General features: G+C 45.9%; 15 protein-coding genes. 5 read left to right on the plus strand and 10 right to left on the minus strand.

The genetic code is table 11. The features are described from left to right. Positions 1-136 precede the first annotated feature (136 nt). Genes IGJ01_RS12815 through IGJ01_RS12825 form a run of 3 tightly spaced genes read left to right on the plus strand, consistent with a single transcriptional unit; the run spans position 137 to position 2,040 of the window. A complete protein-coding gene (locus IGJ01_RS12815) occupies positions 137-529 on the plus strand; it encodes a VOC family protein (RefSeq protein WP_016619764.1) in 393 nt (130 codons plus the stop codon). Between the two features lie 13 nt (positions 530-542). Continuing rightward, complete coding sequence (locus IGJ01_RS12820; RefSeq protein WP_086297810.1) at positions 543-1,184, plus strand: sugar O-acetyltransferase; 642 nt, start codon at positions 543-545, stop codon at positions 1,182-1,184. 19 nt (positions 1,185-1,203) lie between these two features. Then, the gene (locus tag IGJ01_RS12825) at positions 1,204-2,040 is read left to right on the plus strand and encodes a histidinol-phosphatase HisJ family protein (protein WP_313150974.1); all 837 of its coding nucleotides are present in this window, start codon (positions 1,204-1,206) and stop codon (positions 2,038-2,040) included. Positions 2,041-2,159: 119 nt separating this feature from the next. On the opposite strand, the gene IGJ01_RS12830 is transcribed toward IGJ01_RS12825, so the two are convergent. From IGJ01_RS12830 to IGJ01_RS12845, 4 genes are all read right to left on the minus strand, one after another. Next, complete coding sequence (locus IGJ01_RS12830; RefSeq protein ID WP_313150975.1) at positions 2,160-3,884, minus strand: ABC transporter permease/substrate binding protein; 1,725 nt, start codon at positions 3,882-3,884, stop codon at positions 2,160-2,162. Then, complete coding sequence (locus IGJ01_RS12835) at positions 3,877-5,091, minus strand: quaternary amine ABC transporter ATP-binding protein (RefSeq protein WP_034872109.1); 1,215 nt, start codon at positions 5,089-5,091, stop codon at positions 3,877-3,879. The genes IGJ01_RS12830 and IGJ01_RS12835 overlap by 8 nt, the downstream gene beginning before the upstream one ends. 135 nt (positions 5,092-5,226) lie before the next feature. Further along, positions 5,227-5,880: a GntR family transcriptional regulator gene (locus tag IGJ01_RS12840; protein ID WP_005234303.1), complete on the minus strand. Its 654-nt coding sequence runs from the start codon at positions 5,878-5,880 to the stop codon at positions 5,227-5,229. Between the two features lie 54 nt (positions 5,881-5,934). Further along, the gene (locus IGJ01_RS12845) at positions 5,935-7,128 is read right to left on the minus strand and encodes an NAD(P)-dependent oxidoreductase (RefSeq protein ID WP_430601153.1); all 1,194 of its coding nucleotides are present in this window, start codon (positions 7,126-7,128) and stop codon (positions 5,935-5,937) included. Positions 7,129-7,222: 94 nt separating this feature from the next. Here IGJ01_RS12845 and IGJ01_RS12850 point away from each other — a divergent pair, with 94 nt between their 5' ends. Both IGJ01_RS12850 and IGJ01_RS12855 read left to right on the plus strand, forming a co-directional pair. Continuing rightward, positions 7,223-7,846, plus strand: coding sequence for a DapH/DapD/GlmU-related protein (locus tag IGJ01_RS12850; protein WP_008380829.1), 624 nt, complete (start codon positions 7,223-7,225; stop codon positions 7,844-7,846). A gap of 194 nt (positions 7,847-8,040) precedes the next feature. After that, positions 8,041-9,579 carry an AMP-binding protein gene (locus IGJ01_RS12855; protein ID WP_244732312.1) on the plus strand — a complete coding sequence of 513 codons (1,539 nt, stop codon included), beginning with the start codon at positions 8,041-8,043 and terminating at the stop codon, positions 9,577-9,579. Between the two features lie 73 nt (positions 9,580-9,652). Here the strand turns inward: IGJ01_RS12855 and menC are convergent, their stop codons facing one another. From menC to menB, 6 genes are read right to left on the minus strand one after another with little or no spacing between them, the layout of a single operon-like run. Next, positions 9,653-10,780, minus strand: a complete 1,128-nt coding sequence (gene menC, locus IGJ01_RS12860; RefSeq protein ID WP_430601154.1) for an o-succinylbenzoate synthase — start codon at positions 10,778-10,780, stop codon at positions 9,653-9,655. 15 nt (positions 10,781-10,795) lie between these two features. After that, complete coding sequence (gene menH, locus IGJ01_RS12865) at positions 10,796-11,635, minus strand: 2-succinyl-6-hydroxy-2,4-cyclohexadiene-1-carboxylate synthase (protein WP_194199258.1); 840 nt, start codon at positions 11,633-11,635, stop codon at positions 10,796-10,798. Next, complete coding sequence (gene menD, locus IGJ01_RS12870) at positions 11,632-13,344, minus strand: 2-succinyl-5-enolpyruvyl-6-hydroxy-3-cyclohexene-1-carboxylic-acid synthase (protein ID WP_086316486.1); 1,713 nt, start codon at positions 13,342-13,344, stop codon at positions 11,632-11,634. Before menD ends, menH begins: the two co-directional genes overlap by 4 nt. Continuing rightward, on the minus strand, positions 13,337-14,701 hold the full coding sequence (locus IGJ01_RS12875; protein WP_005234289.1) for an isochorismate synthase: 1,365 nt from the start codon (positions 14,699-14,701) through the stop codon (positions 13,337-13,339). The genes menD and IGJ01_RS12875 overlap by 8 nt, the downstream gene beginning before the upstream one ends. Beyond that, on the minus strand, positions 14,679-16,178 hold the full coding sequence (menE, locus tag IGJ01_RS12880) for an o-succinylbenzoate--CoA ligase (RefSeq protein WP_086316487.1): 1,500 nt from the start codon (positions 16,176-16,178) through the stop codon (positions 14,679-14,681). Before menE ends, IGJ01_RS12875 begins: the two co-directional genes overlap by 23 nt. Beyond that, positions 16,178-16,993: a 1,4-dihydroxy-2-naphthoyl-CoA synthase gene (gene menB, locus IGJ01_RS12885; RefSeq protein ID WP_005228595.1), complete on the minus strand. Its 816-nt coding sequence runs from the start codon at positions 16,991-16,993 to the stop codon at positions 16,178-16,180. The genes menE and menB overlap by 1 nt, the downstream gene beginning before the upstream one ends. Between the last annotated feature and the right edge of the window lie 33 nt (positions 16,994-17,026).

Raw genomic sequence — 17,026 nt, forward strand, 5'->3', positions numbered from 1 at the left:
AAAAAGCTGGGAATACACCTTTATTAATTTTGTTAACAAAGGTATAATAGAAGCAACTTATTAAACAAAGTTTACTAAGTTCAAAAAGGAACGAAGAAAGAACGACGCATGTTGCTTATTAAAGGAGTTGTCAATAATGAAAATTGAACACATCGCACTATATGTCAATGATTTAGAAAAAATGAGAACATTTTATGAAACCTACTTTCAGGCGGTCAGCAACCCAAAATACCATAATCCGAAAACAGGCTTTCAGTCCTATTTTTTGACCTTTGATTCTGGAAGTCGGTTAGAATTAACGACCAAGAAATTTTTAAGCCCTCGTGTCAGTGAGAGCTTAGGCTACACTCACCTTGCGATTGCAGTAGGTGATCAAGCTGACGTTGATCGATACGCTCAACGGTTTGTTGAAGATGGCTACCCTCTTTTAAATGGTCCTCGTACGACAGGCGATGGCTATTATGAAGCAGTTGTCCAAGACCCCGAAGGCAATTTGATTGAATTAACCACCGACGATTTACCGTCTTAGAAAGGATTTTGCAATGAAAGAAGATTTTGATTATCAAGCGATGTTGGCTGGTCAACTGTATCAAGCTGCCGGTATTCTCCCTGAGAATGGCTCAGTGGAGGGGAAAAAACGTGCCCAGGAAATCAACCTTTTACCAGTCGATGACCGAGAAGGAATCATCGCCAAAGAAAAAGCACTCTTTGGCAAATTTGGGCAGCATTGCTTTATCCAACCACCCCTTTTTGTCGACTATGGTCGCCATGTTGAGATTGGTGATCACTTTTATGCCAATATGGATTGCATTTTTTTAGATGTCAATAAGATTCTGATTGGTGATCATGTGATGGTGGGACCACGGGTCAGCTTCTATACAGCCGGCCATCCGATCGATTCTGTGATCCGCAGTCAAGATTTGGAATTTGGCCTACCGATCACCGTCGAAGATTACGTTTGGATCGGGGGCAACAGTACGATTTTACCAGGTGTCACGATCGGCAAACATGCCATCGTCGCTGCTGGTTCCGTCGTCACAAAAGATGTGCCGCCGAATACGATCGTCGGTGGCAATCCAGCCCGTCTTATCCGTGAGATTCAGCCGACTGACAAAGAGCATTGGGAAACGGCCGCCCAGCTTTATCATCAAAAACGAGCAGACTGGCAGAAGCAGCAAAAATAACGAAACAAAAGGAGACGCCATGATTTTTACAGACTATCACGTTCATAGTGATTACAGCGATGATTCTTGGTATTTGATGGAAGATGTAGTCAAAGACGCTATTAGACTAGGCTTAGCCGAAATCTGCTTTACCGATCATGTGGATTATGGGGTCAAAGAAGACTGGCAAGCCACGGATACGTACCTCGTTGGAGCCAATAAAGTCGTAAAAAATGTCTACTACGACTTGTATTTTAACGAACTGGCACGCTTAAAGGAAACATACAGTGACCAAATCAAGCTAAAAACTGGGCTGGAATTTGGGATGCAAATGCACACGATCCCACAATTTACCCGTCTTTATCATTCGCATCCCTTTGACTTCATTTTACTTTCCGTTCATCAGGTAGACGATCAAGAATTTTGGACCGGAGAATTTCAAAAAGGACGCAGCCAACAGGAATGCTACGAGCGCTATTATGATGAAATGTATCAGCTGGTCACGACATATAAAGAGTATTCCGTCTTAGCCCATATGGATTTGATTCGTCGTTATTTAGATAAAGAGAAGGACGCTTTTGAACAAACGAAAGAACAAATCGCAGAGATCTTGAAAGTCGTGATCAAAGATGGCAAAGGCATCGAACTGAATACCTCTTCCCACCGTTACGGAATCAATGGGTATACGCCATCGATCGAGATCCTCAAGCTTTATCGTGACTTGGGGGGAAGCGTGCTAACCATCGGCAGCGACAGTCATAAACCAGAGCAGCTCGGGTTTCAAATCAAAGAGGGACAAGATCTTTTACGATCATTAGGATTTACTGAACTCTGTACGTTTGAACAGATGCAGCCGATTTTTCATCGTTTTGCTTAACCTGCACAAAAGCTCCGTCTTTTGCAAAAATCATCCCCTCGTCTTTCGTTATGAACCTAAGTATTTTAAACAACAAAAAGAACGACCGCTTCAATCTGCGGTCGTTCTTTTTTTAGACATTAGTTCGTCCATGCAGCAACTTCTTCTGGGTGATTGGCTACCCAATCTTTGGCTGCATCTTCGGCTGATGTTCCGTCATTGATTGCTAACATGACTTCTTCCATATCTTCCTGTGTCCAGTTGAAACGATTAAGTACTTCGTAAACTTCTGGCATGTCATCTGCTAATCCTTGACGTACAACAGTATTGATGCTTTCTGCTTCACCCATTGTTCCTTCTGGATCATCCAGATATTTCAGATCATATTTCGCAAACATCCAATGTGGAGACCAGCCAGTAATAACGATCTCATCTTGGTTCTTGATGGCTTGGCCTAATGCCACTGTCATCGCTCCTGAAGAAGAGGTAGCGACATTCCAATCTGAAAGGTTGTCATACGTTGCAACTGTATTTTCCGCTGCATTTACAACACCAGCGCCTGGTTCGATACCAGTGATGGTTTTTCCAGCTTCGTCAGAAAGGTCTGCGATGGAATCAACATCCATATAACTTGGTACAACGATCCCCAGTTTTGCCCCCTCTAAGTTAGGACCTAAGTTTTCAACTTGGTCTTGGTACTGTTCATACTGGGATTGATGCGTAGATGGCAGCCAAGCAGCAACCATCCCGTCAACTTCCCCTTTTGCCACCGATTCCCACATGATGGCATTATCCAAAGGCGTCGTGTTGACTTCGTAGCCCATTTGCGACAAGACTTCTGCCACCACATGGGTAGATGCGACTTCCGTATCCCATTCGACATACGCCAAGTTCACCGTGCCTTTGCTGTCAGAAACATTTCCAAAGGCAAACGATGCGCCAATCAAAGCAACGACTGCCGCTGCAGCAATCCCGCCAAAAAGACGTTTTTGTTTGCGACTCGTCTTGCTCGCTGCTTTTTGATGTGCCGAACGATTCAAATTCTGGGTAAAGCGATCCATGATGATCGCCAAAATAACTAAGGATACCCCACTGACAAATCCGTTACCGACTTGTGCTCGTTGCAAGGCAGACAAGACGCCGCGCCCTAACCCAGGAGCACCGATCATTGACGCGATCACGACCATTGATAATGCCAGCATCGTGGTTTGGTTGACCCCAGCCAAAATAGTGCTTTTGGCTAGTGGCAATTCTAATTTGATCAGTTTTTGCCAGCCAGTCCCACCGAAGGAATCAGAGGCTTCCACCAATTCACGAGAAATTTGGCGAATCCCTAAGTTCGTCATCCGAACGGTTGGTGGTAGAGCAAAGATCACTGAGGCGAAGACCCCAGGAACCATCCCGATCCCAAAGAAAGCAACCGCAGGAATCAAATAAACGAAACCAGGCATCGTTTGCATAAAGTCTAAGATCGGCGTCACGATACTTTGCGCTTTTTCGCTTTTCGCCATTAAGATTCCTAGTGGAATCCCAATGATGATCGAAACCAAACTCGACAATAAGACCAACGTGACGGTGTTCATCAAGTCTGTCCATAACCCTTGGTTATAGATGAACAGCAACCCGACAAAAGTAAAAGCTGGCAAGCCAAATTTTTTGCGTGAAACGAAAAAGGCAGCAGCCGTCAATAAGACGATCATTAATAACGGTGGTACAAACAGTAATACATTTGTAATAGCGTCCATGATAAATTGTCCGAAAGACTGTAAGGCTGAAAACAATCCACTGAAAGTTCCTGTTAGCCAATCAGTAAAGTTTTCGACCCAATCAGCTACCGGAATCGTATGTTGTAAGAAATTATCCATTTGTCACTACCCCTTCCTCTGCTTGAACGGCTGAATCGGTCTCAGCCAACGCTTCAATCACGCTTCCGCGGATCACGACTCCGATCAAACGATCGTTTTCTACCACGGCTAAAGGTGTAGGCGAATCATAGATCAAATTGAAGATATCCGTTACCAGCATATCTTTATCGATCTTTTTAACATTTTTATCAATAACTTCCTTCAAGGTCAGATTGTTTTTCCGTGCCTCACGAGCAGACTCGGCTGTCAAGCTTCCTTTTAGGTGACGACGTTTGTCGACGGCTAAAAGCATGCTGACTTCTTCTTTCCGCATCCGGTTCAATGCTACGCTTGGTCCATCGATCTCGATGTTCGTCGTCAATGCTGGGACCATGATGTTTTGCGCAGTCAAGACTTTGGAACGATCGACATCTTCCACGAAATCACGCACGTATTGGTTGGCAGGATTCGTCAAAATATCTTCTCCTGTACCGATCTGCATGATCTGACCATCTTTCATTAAAGCGATCCGGTCACCGATCCGTAAGGCCTCGTTCAAATCATGGGTGATAAAGATAATCGTTTTTTGAACATTGGCTTGCAATTCTAAAAGTTCATCTTGCATTTCACGGCGAATCAGCGGATCTAATGCTGAAAAGGCCTCATCCATCAAGAGGATCTCTGGATCATTGGCTAACGCACGGGCAAGTCCCACACGCTGTTGCATCCCTCCAGACAGCTGGTCAGGGTATTGGTCTTTAAAAGAAAGCAATCCTGAGTTTTCTAACGCTTTTTCCGCTTTCGCTGTTCGTTCTTCTTTCGAGACCCCACGGACTTCTAGTCCGTATTCTGTGTTCTCTAAAATTGTCCGATGAGGGAAAAGGCCAAAGCTTTGGAAAACCATGTTGATTTTGTGCCGGCGAACTTCTCGTAGTTCCTCTTTACTCATTTTGGCAACATCCACGCCATCTATGTAAATATCTCCGCCAGACGGCTCGATCAATCGATTCAATAGTCGAATCAATGTTGACTTCCCGCTTCCAGAAAGGCCCATGATGACGAAAATCTCGCCTTCGTTGACTTCAAAGTTCACATCATAGACCCCGACGGTGGCACCCGTTTTTTCTAAAATCTCGTTTTTGCTGCGTTGTTCTTTGACCATGGCAAGAGCTTGCTGCTTTTTCTTACCGAAGATTTTGGTTAAGTGTTCCACTTTAACTTTACTCAAATGATTAATACTCCTTTTTCTGAAAAATTTCACGAAAGTGACCATACTATCTTAACAAGATGTGGTCACTTTGTCAAAAAAAATTTCCCAATGCTTTTTCTTTTGCAAAAAAAGCATGGGAATCAGGAAAAAGAATTACGCTGAATGGTCCGTTGGATAGAAGAAATTGGTCATGCGCTGCAACGCCAGTTCATTTCCGACAAAATAAATCGTATTGCCTGCACTGAATTTCGCATAAGGTCCTGGTGACAACAACAATTCTTCGGTTGTTTGGATTGCGATGATCGTCGCCCCTGTGGCTTGCCAAATATTCAATTCATTGATACTTTTTTCCAAATGCTGCGCTTGTTCCGTCAACTGAAGTTCAAAGGGCACAAACGGACTCATATGGTGTACCTTTTTGGTCTGCTGCACTAACGTGTTCAACAAGTCAGAAAAATTATCCAGCTCTTGCTGCTGCCGCTCCACACTGTCTAAAATGTCTTGTCTGATTTCTTGGATCGACTGCACATCTTGGTATTGTTCAACAAAGGCCTGTGCTTTTTCCTTTGAAGCGATATAGGCGCCGCTGCCATGACGGACATCCATGATTTCTAAATCAACTAATACATTGATCGCTTTGCGGGCTGTTTCAGGAGAGACATTGAAATTGCTGGCTAACGTTGAGCGCGCATGGATCTTTTGCCCAACTTGGTAGCGATTTTCAACGATTCGTTCCGCGATCGCCACGGCAATCTGCTGATAACGAGGCAAAGCGACCTTCTTTTTATCTTGAAACTTATTCGTCATGATGAACTTCCTTTACTTTTTTTTCATCATAACAAGAAACATTGTTGGTGGCAACTATTCACTGGTTCGCGAATTTTTGATCAAGCGGGCACGGATGATCGCTGTTTCTTGCTGTATCTGCTTTTGTAGATCTTGCAGCAGTATTTCATTTGTCTCATCAAGATCAATCAAGGTATAGGCGACTCCGGCTTTTCTCTCACTCGCCAAATTATCGATATCTACGCCTGCTTCAGAAATGATCCGCAATAGCGGGGCAAAAGCACCAGGCTTGTCGTGATAAAACAGCGCCAAGCGATACGGTGCCAAAAAAGGCAACTCTGCATGAGGAAAATTGACCGATTCTTGAATCGTCCCAGCGCGCAAATAGGCATGCATGCGATCAAAAACTACGTGATCCCCCTTTTCCAAGGCATTGGTAGTACTGCCGCCGATATGCGGATAACACAACACTTTCGGTTGTCCGATCAATCCGGCACTAGGAAAGTCGGTGATGTATTGTTTGAGCTGATTTTTGGCTAGTGCTTCTAAGACGGCTGCTTCTTCCACGATCTCCCCGCGCCCAAAATTCATCAACACTGCATTTTTTTTCATCTGCTGAATCGTTTGTCGATTCAGCATGCCTTTGGTTTCCTGACTTAAAGGGAGCAAAACCACTACAAAATCTGATTCGGCCAACAGTACGTGCAAGTCACTGACTTGTTCGTAATCGTGTGCCGCTTTTTTCGTACGGGCATAGCCGAGGACTTCCATTCCTAACTGGTGACAGGCTTTTGCCACCCGTTCACCGATCTCTCCTAAGCCTAAAATACCGATGGTTTTTCCAGCTAATTCTTCGCCGATCACTTCTTTTCGCCGTTCTTCAGCTACCTTCAACACATCTTCTGCTTCAATTTGACCTGACGTTAGCTCTTCTTGCAAATCAGCTACCGTCTGGATGGCTTTGAATAAGGGGCGAACGCTGAGAAACAAATTGGAGAGCACCAATTCTTTGACTGCATTGGCATTGACACCTGGACTATTGAAGACTACTGTGCCATTTTGAGTACACCGTGCCAAATCGATCGTATTGGTGCCTGTTCCTGAGCGAGCGATCACAGCTAATTCTGGTGTGATCAATTCGTTAGGAACCGTTGAACTGCGTACAAACAGCGCCTCTGGGGCCGCTTGATTTTTTAACGAGTATCCTTTTTTGATTGCTCGCTTACCTATCGTTTCGGTCATCTTATCTAACTGATAAATCGTCTCCATAAAGCAGACCTCCTTTTGTCTTTAGTGCGTATTAGTCAAATAGTACAAAAAAGTGCGGTAAAATGATAGCAATACGCAAGAGAGGATGATTACTATGCACCTATCGATCACAAATTTTCCAGATGAACAGCCGATCGTTGGCAAAGACTCGCAGCTTCAAGACACAACTTTAGGAGACTATGTCGAAATTGGCGAAGCCAATCACATTGATCATTCTTCCATCGGCAATTATACCTATACGGGGCAATATTGCTTTATTCAGAACAGTCAATTAGGACGTTTTATCAGTATCGCAGCGATGGTCCGCATCGGCCCCACCAATCATCCCTATGAACGCCCTAGTCAGCATCTTTTTGCCTATAATGGCGAAGGCTATGGATTTGCGCCAAAGGACGAGTCCTTCTTAGAAAAACGCAAAGCAAAAACGACCGTCATTGGCAATGATGTCTGGATCGGCCACGGTGCCGTGATCCAATCTGGTTTGACCGTCGGTGATGGTGCCGTGATCGCCTCAAACGCAGTCGTAACCAAAGATGTGCCGCCTTATGCGATCGTCGGCGGGGTTCCAGCAAAAGTGATCAAATACCGCTTTGATCCAGAAACGATCACTGCTTTACAAGAAATCGCTTGGTGGAATTGGAGTCGTGCAGAATTAGAAGCACGCTATCTGGATTTCCGGCTCCCAATCGAAGATTTTATAGTAAAATACACCCGTTGATTATGCGCTTTTTCCGCTTAGTACGAGGAATGAATGATAACACATCACAGTCATTCATTCTTCGAAAGTCTTTGAGGGAAGGATTTTTTAGAAATATATAAAAAACACTGAAAATCTATTGTATCGAGAAATTCCTGTGCTAAAATGGAGAAATCAAATGAAATTTTTCACGAACTTTTAAAGGAGTGTTCTATTTGACCATTTTAGACTATCGTCCATTAAATCTTTACACCAATTACCGCGAAGCTGCCGAGGCATTACCTGACACAACCATCATCCACGATGAAGTGCTGCCAGCATTTCCTGAACTTGGCTATCGTAGTACTTACCGTTCGAGCCATGAAATGATTTTAAAACGTGCTTACCAACTTGCTGCACTAGGCGTGCAAGCCGGCGATAAAATCATTCTTTATAAATCTTCAAAATTCGATACCTATTTATTAGCAACGGCTGCTTCTTACCTTGGCGCAGTGCCTGCTATGATCTCTTACCATTTCCCTGCTGAAACCATCGAAGTTTTTGTGGATCGCTTAGAAGATCCATTCATCTTATTTGATGAAGAAACCGAAGGCCGCGTCGCACAAGTGAAAAATAGCAGTACTGACAAACAGATTGCTGTTCGTCATCTGCTGCAACAACCCGCGGAACCAGTGGCCCAAACTGAGTTACCAGTGGATCAAATTTCTTATATGACCCACACTTCTGGAACAACGGGTATTCCAAAATTGATTTGTCATTCGGCAAACTCCATGGGCTGGCGGACAAAATGGCAAAAAACGATCTTCACCAAGATTGATCGCACCAAGGCAGACTCTGATTTAGTGGCGTTCCATATTTCACCGGTGCACTCCCGCTTCAATATCGGCATCTCATCCTTGATGGCGATGGGCTTTCCGATGATGCCATTAGCCAATGCCAACGGCGCTCATGTCGTAGGCATGCTAAAAGAATATCCACCAATCGCTTTGGAAACTCATCCAAACAATTTTGTCCAATGGAGCTTTGTGGCAAAAGAACAACCAGATGCTTTCGCCAATATTCGCTATTACCATTCAACCTTTGATGCCATCAACAACCAAACAATGGCCACTTTTTTAAATACTTCAGCAACAAAAGAAGCAATCTTTTTGCAAGTCTATGGTCAAAGTGAATGCGGGCCAATGATCCTAAAAGCACATACCTTAGAAAGCATCGCTACCAACGATGCCCGTGATATGGGTGTGGGTCTCGAGGACTTAACGAGAGCACGGATCGCCGATGCAGAGGGCAACGAGCTGCCAGCCAATACCGATGGGCACATCCATTTCCTTTCAAAAGGACGCGCGTTGACCTATTATAAAGAAGATCAGCGTTTTGCTGACAATGTCTATGGCGCTTGGTGGGACAGTGGAGACTACGGCATGATGGATGATCAGGGACATCTTTACTTAAAAGACCGTCAAGTGGACTTGATCAAAAATATTGAAAGCAATCTTGCCTTGGAAGACCTTTTGCTGGATCATTTAGACTTCCTTGCCGAAGTTGTGATTGTTCGCGACAAAGAAAACTCACCACAACCAATCATTGCTTTAGCGCCAAATCGTGAAATGGATTGGGATGCTTGGTGGAAAATGGTGGAAGATCTCCCTCACCTCAATCAACCAATTTTACGCGACTACGAAGATATCCCACGAACAGCAACCATGAAAGTTCAACGACTACAAATTGAAAAAGAATTCAAAAACGCAGACTAAAACAAAAGAAACGGCCAACAGATTTCCCTGCTGGCCGTTTCTTTTGCTTTCGCTGTGTTTTCTTTCGCTGCGGTTATTCTTTCGCTGACCGTTTTCTTGAGTAGATAGGTTCTTTAGATTGCCCATATTGACTTAGCTTTGTTTCAGCTAATGTGATACCAAAGCCCTTTCCATCAGGTACCAGCAGCTTTCCTTCATGCAAAGTTGCAGGCTGTGTAATGACATCATCATAAAAGTAACGGTCAGAAGCGGAAAGGTCCCCGGGAAAATGGAAAATATCTTGACTCGCAAATTGCAAATTCATGGCTCGTCCTACACCAGACTCAAACATGCCGCCTAACCAAACGAGTAGTCCATGGGTTTGACATCGATCAAGGATTCGCAAAGCTTCGGTGATCCCACCGACACGAGGGATTTTCAGGTTGATCGCACGGCAGCTGTCCAGTGCTGCGACTGTATCGACGTCTTCTGCCGTTCGAATATCTTCATCCAAACATAGAGGCGTCTTCATCTGTCGCTGTAGCTGACTGTGCCCCACCAGATCTCGTACCTTAAGGGGTTGCTCGATCATCACCAGGCCTAAGTCATCAAGTGCCAAAATGCGTTCAGGCTCATTTTGATAGGCCCCGTTCGCATCCGCCATCAAAAGCAATTCTGGAAAGGCTTGTCGAATCGCTCGCAAGGGTGCCACATCTTGCCCCGGCTTGATTTTTAACTTGATTCGTTGATACCCTTGGGCGACATAAGCGGCAACAAGAGCCATTAGTTTTTCGACAGAGTATTGTATGCCGATACTAACGCCAACCGCGACACTCGGTCGGGTCGCGGTATACAGCTCTTTCACACTTTGATGCGTTTGCTTGCCATATAGATCCCAAATTGCTGTTTCCAAAGCCGATTTTGCCATGTAGTTTCCTTGGACCGTTTGAAACAATTGCCAAACTTCTTGCGGATGCTCGATCTCCTGGTCAATCAATAATGGGATCAGTGCTGTTTCAATCACTTGTCGAGCAGAAAAGAGGGTTTCTTCAATGTAATCTGGCTGCTCAAAAGCGACCAATTCACCGATGCCCACCGTTCCCTCCTCTGCCGTCACCAAATAAAGATCAAAGGCTTTTTCTGTTAATTGTCCGTAACTTGTCACAAAGGGTTGTTTGAGGGGCAAGCGACAGGCGATGCGTTCAATTTTCTCAATCTTCATTGCGTTCTCTCCTTGTCAATCAGCTGACTGTGGCCCCGATCCTTTTACAAACCATTGATCGATTTCATGACGAACCTGTGTCGGCTGTTCTAAATGGATACAATGTCCAGCATTAGCAACGACTTTGATGGTCATCTCTGGTTGCAGCTGCTTCATTTGGTGGGCGATTTTCCGAAACTTTAAATCTTTTTCCCCGGCTAAATAAAGAATTTCACAAGCTAGCTGCGGAAGTGCCGACCAACAGCTTGGCTGTTTGCCAGTACCACCGTAAACCAAGCTTACTGCCAAGCCAAATTTATTTTGCTGCAAGCGTCCTTGGCGTACAGCAGCCTGCTGCACTAAGGGCAGCTCCTTTTGACTAGCAAACAACGGCAGTTCTTGCCAGTAATCGACAAAATCGACCAAAGGCTCCCTTAGTAAGCGCAATCCTAAGCGGCGATCGTGCCGCTGACGAGCGAGTCGTTCTGCTGGATCAGCCAACCCGGGGGAACCACTCTCAAGCAAAAGATGGGTCACTGCAGCTGGTTCCTTGACTGCCCAGACAAGTGCGATTCGTGCCCCCATCGAGTAGCCATAAAGACCATAGCGTTCAATCCCTAACTTCGCTAAAAGCTGTGCGAGATCCTCCACCAGTAAAGGAAGTTCATAACGCATGGGATGGACATAAATCGATGACCGTCCATGTCCAATCAAGTCGACTGCCAATACATTATAAGAACCTTCCTCTACAAAAACCGGTCGAAAACTTTCCGAAGAACCCGTGAAGCCATGCAATGCCACAAGGGTTGGTAAGGCTGGTCGGTACGGTTGCAACCACTGATAAAAATAACTGACGCCATTTATCGTGTCCCTCATTGCTGCGCTCCCGCCTCGCTAAACTGCTGTTGCAGTGCTTGCCAAGTGTTGACCGGATCTTTTTGCTCACCCTTCACTTCGATTATTTGAAAACGCGGCTGTTGGCTTGTTTCCGTTAAAATCGTTTGAAACTCTAGCAAAGAGGTCGGTGTGTGCCAATCTGCCTCATATAAGGCCGCCACTTTTTGAAACTCAAGGTCTAACGGCGTGCCAAAGAGCGGGACAAAGTCGTTTGGTTCTAAGGTGTTTTGTGACAAAAAGGAAAAGATCCCACCACCGTTATTATTCAGTAAAATGATCGTTACTGGCAATTGATACTGACGCAGTAGTTGTAGGCCGTTCATATCATGGTACAACGCTAAATCACCAATCAACAAGTAGGTAGGCTTTTGACTGGCTGAAGCAATCCCAGCTACGGTCGAGACAAGGCCGTCGATCCCATTGACGCCCCGATTTCCATACACTCGATAAGTGGAGGAAGTTTTGCTGCCGTAGCGATCAAAGAAACGGATCGCATTGCTGTTTGCCAAAAGAATTTGCGCTTCTTCAGGTAGACATTGTTGGAGCATGCGCACAGCGCTGCTCTCATCCCATTGTTTCAACTGCGGACTTGCAGCAATCACCTGATCTGCCCGCGCTTGAAGTGCTTGCCATTGTTGTTGCCACGCCGTATGTTTGACGATCGGCAACTGGGTGATGGCCACCACGAAAGTGCTGATCGCTGCTTCGATCAAATAGTTTGCCCGATGCAACTGGTCTTGCCACTGTCCCGATGGATCAACAAAGAGCCACGTCGTCGTATCCGCTGCTTTGTTCAACCATAATAGGACATTTTTAGTGACTGGTAAGCGACCAAAACGCACGACCACTTCTGGTTGGAAGGCAGAAGTCAATTGCGGGAAAATAAGATCGGCTTGACTGATAAATGTTCCTACTTTGGTACCGGCTGTCGCCAAATTGGTCAATGGATCGCCGACAATCGGCCAGCCTAATTTCTCTGAAAAAGCCAGCAACTGCTGCGCTTCTTCGATCGTAAGGCTTTCTCCAGCAATCAGAATACCTTTTTTATCAAAGTAAGGGGCTAGCTGGGTGATCATCTCTGCTGACAGCTCTTGTTGTGGTGCCAGATAGCTCACGTCTTGCTGAATACTGCATTGGCGACTAAAGTCAGGCAACAGCGGCTCCCGTAATGGAAAGTTGATTTGGACCGGGCCTTTCGGCTGTTTTTGCGCTTCGATCGTGCAAGTTGTAGCTTGCCAAAAACTATAACGCAACAAAGCAGGATCGTTTTCTGGCACGGTCATCTCTACCATCTTTTTGACGTGAGAGGCATACAAATTCTGTTGGTCCATTGCTTGTGGCGCCCCAACGCCCCGCAGTTCTGGCGGGCGATCAGCCGTTAAGACGATCAATGGCAAGTTGGTGGCCTCTGCTTCACAAATCGCTGGATAATAATTGGCTGCTGCAGTTCCAGAAGTACACAGTAAGATCGTCGGCTGGAGATCAACTTTGGACATCCCTAAAGCAAAAAAAGCAGCCGAACGTTCATCGACAGCCACCATACAGGTGATCTCAGGATCACGATGCAATAGTAGCGCCAATGGCGTTGAGCGTGAACCGGGACTAATAACCGCTCGCTTCGCACCCGCTGCTTTTAGTCCTTGGATTGCCGCTAATAAATAGTCTGTCATGACTGTCTGGTTATTCATCTCCTAAGATCCCTCTCCTCATCGGTTGAAATTTTAACCGTGTTTCTTGACGTTCAGATTCTGCGTCTGAATCGGCAACGATCCCACAGCCCGCATACAGCGTTGCTTGATTGCCGCTAAAGAATCCTGAGCGGATCGCCACAGCAAACTCGCCAATATCTTCTTGAATACCCAACCAACCGATCGGTCCACCGTACATCCCTCTGCTGGCTGGTTCATGGGTACGAATCCATGAGACGGCTGCTTCTTTCGGTTCTCCCCCCAATGCTGGGGTCGGGTGTAGTTTTTGCACGGCGCTCAGAAAATTGACTCCTGCTTTTCTTTGCCCTGCTAAAGGAACAAACAAATGCTGAATGTCACGATTCTTGATGACGGAGCGGGCTTCTGATTGAAAACCGTCAGCTAACAAAGTAGCCAATGCCGTTTCCAAGCGATCGACAACTACTTGATGTTCATGGGTATTTTTTGCGTCCGCTAAGAGGGCTTGTGCCAGTGCCTCATCTTCTTCTTTGGTTTTGCCTCTTGGCGCGGAACCTGCGATACTTACCGTTTCAAACTGATCGACAGTTGCTTTTAGCAAGCGTTCTGGCGTCGCACCAGCAAAAACATGGCCCCCATGTTCGATGGCAAAAAGATAGGTATTCGGCTGCTGTTGCGCCAACCGTTGCAACACCCCAGCACTAATGATCGACTGCTTCGTTTCTATCTTCATTCTCCTGGCCAGAACCACTTTTTTCAACGGTGTTTCAGTCGAGCGAATGGCTGCCACTGTCTCTTCGACCGCTTGCAGCCATTGGGGCACCTCTAGTTCCTCTTGTGCCTGAAAAGCAGGCGTTTCTGCTACAAGACTCTTGTCCGGGTTGGCATTCAACCAGCTTGCGACTTTTTCCTGTAAGGCAGCGACTTTTTGTTGTCGTTGTTCCTCGGAAGAAGCGGCTACTGTATAAACGACGCCACACTGATCATCAGTTTTGCTGACCAGTATTTCTGGCAACGCAAAGAGACCGGCACCTAGCTCAGCCCAATCCTGACTGACTTCTGCCTGTTCATCAAAAGCAAAACCACCAACCAACTGCGCCTGCAAAGGTGCCTCTGGTTGATAATGGGCTTGCTTTAAGAGAGAGCGGACTTCTGAAAAGTCTGCAAGTTTGGGTTGCGAAAAAGTGGCTAACCAACCCAACCCTACCAGACTAGTCGTTTCATCAGGGGTACGCCAGAAATAGCGTTCCCCTTGATATTCTTGTGCCGCTGCATAAAGAGCCAGTAAGTCACACCTTTTTAAAGGCTGATACTCACTCAAATAGGTTTTCCCGGCAGCGATCGCTGCTTCATAATTACTTGATGATTTGCTGTTCAATGTAGTTCACTCTTTCTTCACTCAGCAATAGCCGTTTTAAAAGTTTGCCGCTTGCTGTGCGCGGCATTTCTCGCACGTGATAAAAACGGCGCGGAAATTTATAATGGGCGATCTGCCCTTCTAATGTATCCAACAAGGCTTGGAGTCGGACGGACTCATTTAACGTTAAATAAGCCGCGACAGATTGTCCCCACTCCTCGTCTGGTTCCCCCACCACAGCTGCCTCTTTGACCGCTGGATGCTGCAACAAGGCTTGCTCCACTTCTGCAGGATAGATGTTTTCTCCACCAGATATGATCAGTTCGCTTGCACGACTGACTACATACAAAAAGCCCTCTTGATCAAGATACCCTAGATCTCCTGTGGCAAACCAGCCCTCTTGATCCCACTGCTGTGGACTGCGATCGTTTAAGTAACGGGTCGTGATCGCCGGTCCTTGCAGTTGGATCTCTCCGATCGACTGGGTACTTTCAGCAGTCTGATGATCTGCCATTTTCGCATCAACCGCAATTCGTAAATGGACACCTTGCAGGGGAACCCCTGAGGAGCCGATTTTTTCTGAAGCTTTTTCTGGCGGCAATGCCACCACTTGTGAACAGGTTTCTGTCATCCCATAGGATTGGATCACAGAAAGCTGTTTTTGCTGGCATTTTTCCAATACACTTTTGGCAATCGGACCGCCGCCTAGCAGTACATAACGCAACGAATCAAAGCCTTGTTGGGGCACCAACGGCAGCAAATCTGTCAACATTTTCGCCACCAAAGAAACGATCGTCCCTTTTCCTGCCTCAAGATCTTTCGCCATTTCTCCAGCATCAAAGCGCTCATACAAACGAACACTCATTCCAAGTCGCAAGGAACGCAAGAGAATTGATAATCCACTGATATGATACAGCGGAACTGCACAAAGCCAACAATCCTCACTAGTGATCGTTAAGTTCTTTTGAGTCGCTTCGGCACTTGCTAGATGATTCCTAAAGGTTTGCGGCACACCCTTGGGATTGCCCGTCGTACCGGATGTATACATAATCGAAGCTACTTGTTCTGCTTGATAGATTGCTTTATTAGGAACAAACGAAGGATCAAAAGAACTGGCAAGAGCCTTCGCCTGTTCCATCGCTTGTCCAAAGGTCAGGCTGCGAACACCCGGGACCGCTGCCTGATCCGCCGTGATCACCCAGTCGCAGTGGGCATCTTGCAATTGGAAGGTGATTTCAGCGGCTGTCAATCGCGTATTCAACAGCTGGACTTCGATCCCCAACTCCCACAATGCAAGGATCGTAAAGACCATTTCAGGGGAGTTATTGCTAAAAAGGGCTACCCGGTTTGGCAGAACAACGAATTGGGCTTGATAATAAGCAGCATAAGCATAAACCTCTTTTTGCAAGGCAGCAAACGACCAGCTTTTTTCATGCCAATAAAAAGCTGGTCGTTCTGGATGAAGTTGTGCTTGCCTTTGCAGCCAACTCCCAGTCATTATGGGAATTTAGGGAATTGATCGAAGTCTGGTTGACGTTTTTCTTTAAACGCGTCACGACCTTCTTTGGCTTCATCCATCGTGTAATACAATAAGGTCGCATCGCCGGCCAATTGCTGAATGCCAGCTAATCCGTCCGTATCGGCATTCATTGATGCTTTGATCATACGTAACGCCAACGGGCTCTTTTGCAGCATCGTTTCGGCCCATTCCATCGTTTCATCTTCTACTCGATCAAGAGGAACGACCGTATTGATCCAGTTCATTGCCAATGCTTCTTCGGCAGTATATTGTTTTGTCATGAACCAAACTTCCTTGGCTTTTTTATGTCCAATCGTCCGTGCAAGATACCCCGAACCATAGCCACCATCAAAACTACCGACATTTGGTCCTGTTTGACCAAATTTAGCGTTGTCAGCGGCAATCGTTAAATCACAAACCAATTGTAAAACATTTCCGCCGCCGATCGACCAGCCTTTGACCATGGCGATCACCGGTTTTGGCAACGTGCGGATCAAGCGTTGCAGATCCAATACGTTTAAGCGAGGAACCTGATCTTCCCCAACATAGCCACCGTGACCACGGACTTTTTGGTCTCCGCCTGAACAAAAGGCTTTGTCGCCGGCGCCTGTCAAAATAATCACGCCGATGCCTGGTTCATCGCGACTGATTGAAAACGCATCAATCATTTCAAACACCGTTTTTGGTGTAAACGCATTGTGGACTTCTGGGCGGTTGATCGTGATCTTCGCCACTTTTCCATGTTGTTCAAATAAAATTTCATCATATTCTTTTAAGGTTTTCCATTCTCTCATTACTTGTTCCTCCTCAATTCACATAGCTCTATT

The sequence above is a fragment of the Enterococcus sp. AZ089 genome, from assembly GCF_050547225.1.
In the GTDB taxonomy this organism is placed as follows: Bacteria; Bacillota; Bacilli; order Lactobacillales; family Enterococcaceae; genus Enterococcus_D; species Enterococcus_D entomosocium.

Excerpts from the sequence above, each read along its gene's own strand:
- IGJ01_RS12815 (WP_016619764.1), top strand. The coding sequence starts at position 137 with ATGAAAATTGAACACATCGCACTATATGTCAATGATTTAGAAAAAATG.
- IGJ01_RS12820 (WP_086297810.1), top strand. The coding sequence starts at position 543 with ATGAAAGAAGATTTTGATTATCAAGCGATGTTGGCTGGTCAACTGTAT.
- IGJ01_RS12825 (WP_313150974.1), top strand. The coding sequence starts at position 1,204 with ATGATTTTTACAGACTATCACGTTCATAGTGATTACAGCGATGATTCT.
- IGJ01_RS12830 (WP_313150975.1), bottom strand. The coding sequence starts at position 3,884 with ATGGATAATTTCTTACAACATACGATTCCGGTAGCTGATTGGGTCGAA.
- IGJ01_RS12840 (WP_005234303.1), bottom strand. The coding sequence starts at position 5,880 with ATGACGAATAAGTTTCAAGATAAAAAGAAGGTCGCTTTGCCTCGTTAT.
- IGJ01_RS12845 (WP_430601153.1), bottom strand. The coding sequence starts at position 7,128 with ATGGAGACGATTTATCAGTTAGATAAGATGACCGAAACGATAGGTAAG.
- IGJ01_RS12850 (WP_008380829.1), top strand. The coding sequence starts at position 7,223 with ATGCACCTATCGATCACAAATTTTCCAGATGAACAGCCGATCGTTGGC.
- menC (WP_430601154.1), bottom strand. The coding sequence starts at position 10,780 with ATGAAGATTGAGAAAATTGAACGCATCGCCTGTCGCTTGCCCCTCAAA.
- menH (WP_194199258.1), bottom strand. The coding sequence starts at position 11,635 with ATGAGGGACACGATAAATGGCGTCAGTTATTTTTATCAGTGGTTGCAA.
- menD (WP_086316486.1), bottom strand. The coding sequence starts at position 13,344 with ATGAATAACCAGACAGTCATGACAGACTATTTATTAGCGGCAATCCAA.
- menE (WP_086316487.1), bottom strand. The coding sequence starts at position 16,178 with ATGACTGGGAGTTGGCTGCAAAGGCAAGCACAACTTCATCCAGAACGA.
- menB (WP_005228595.1), bottom strand. The coding sequence starts at position 16,993 with ATGAGAGAATGGAAAACCTTAAAAGAATATGATGAAATTTTATTTGAA.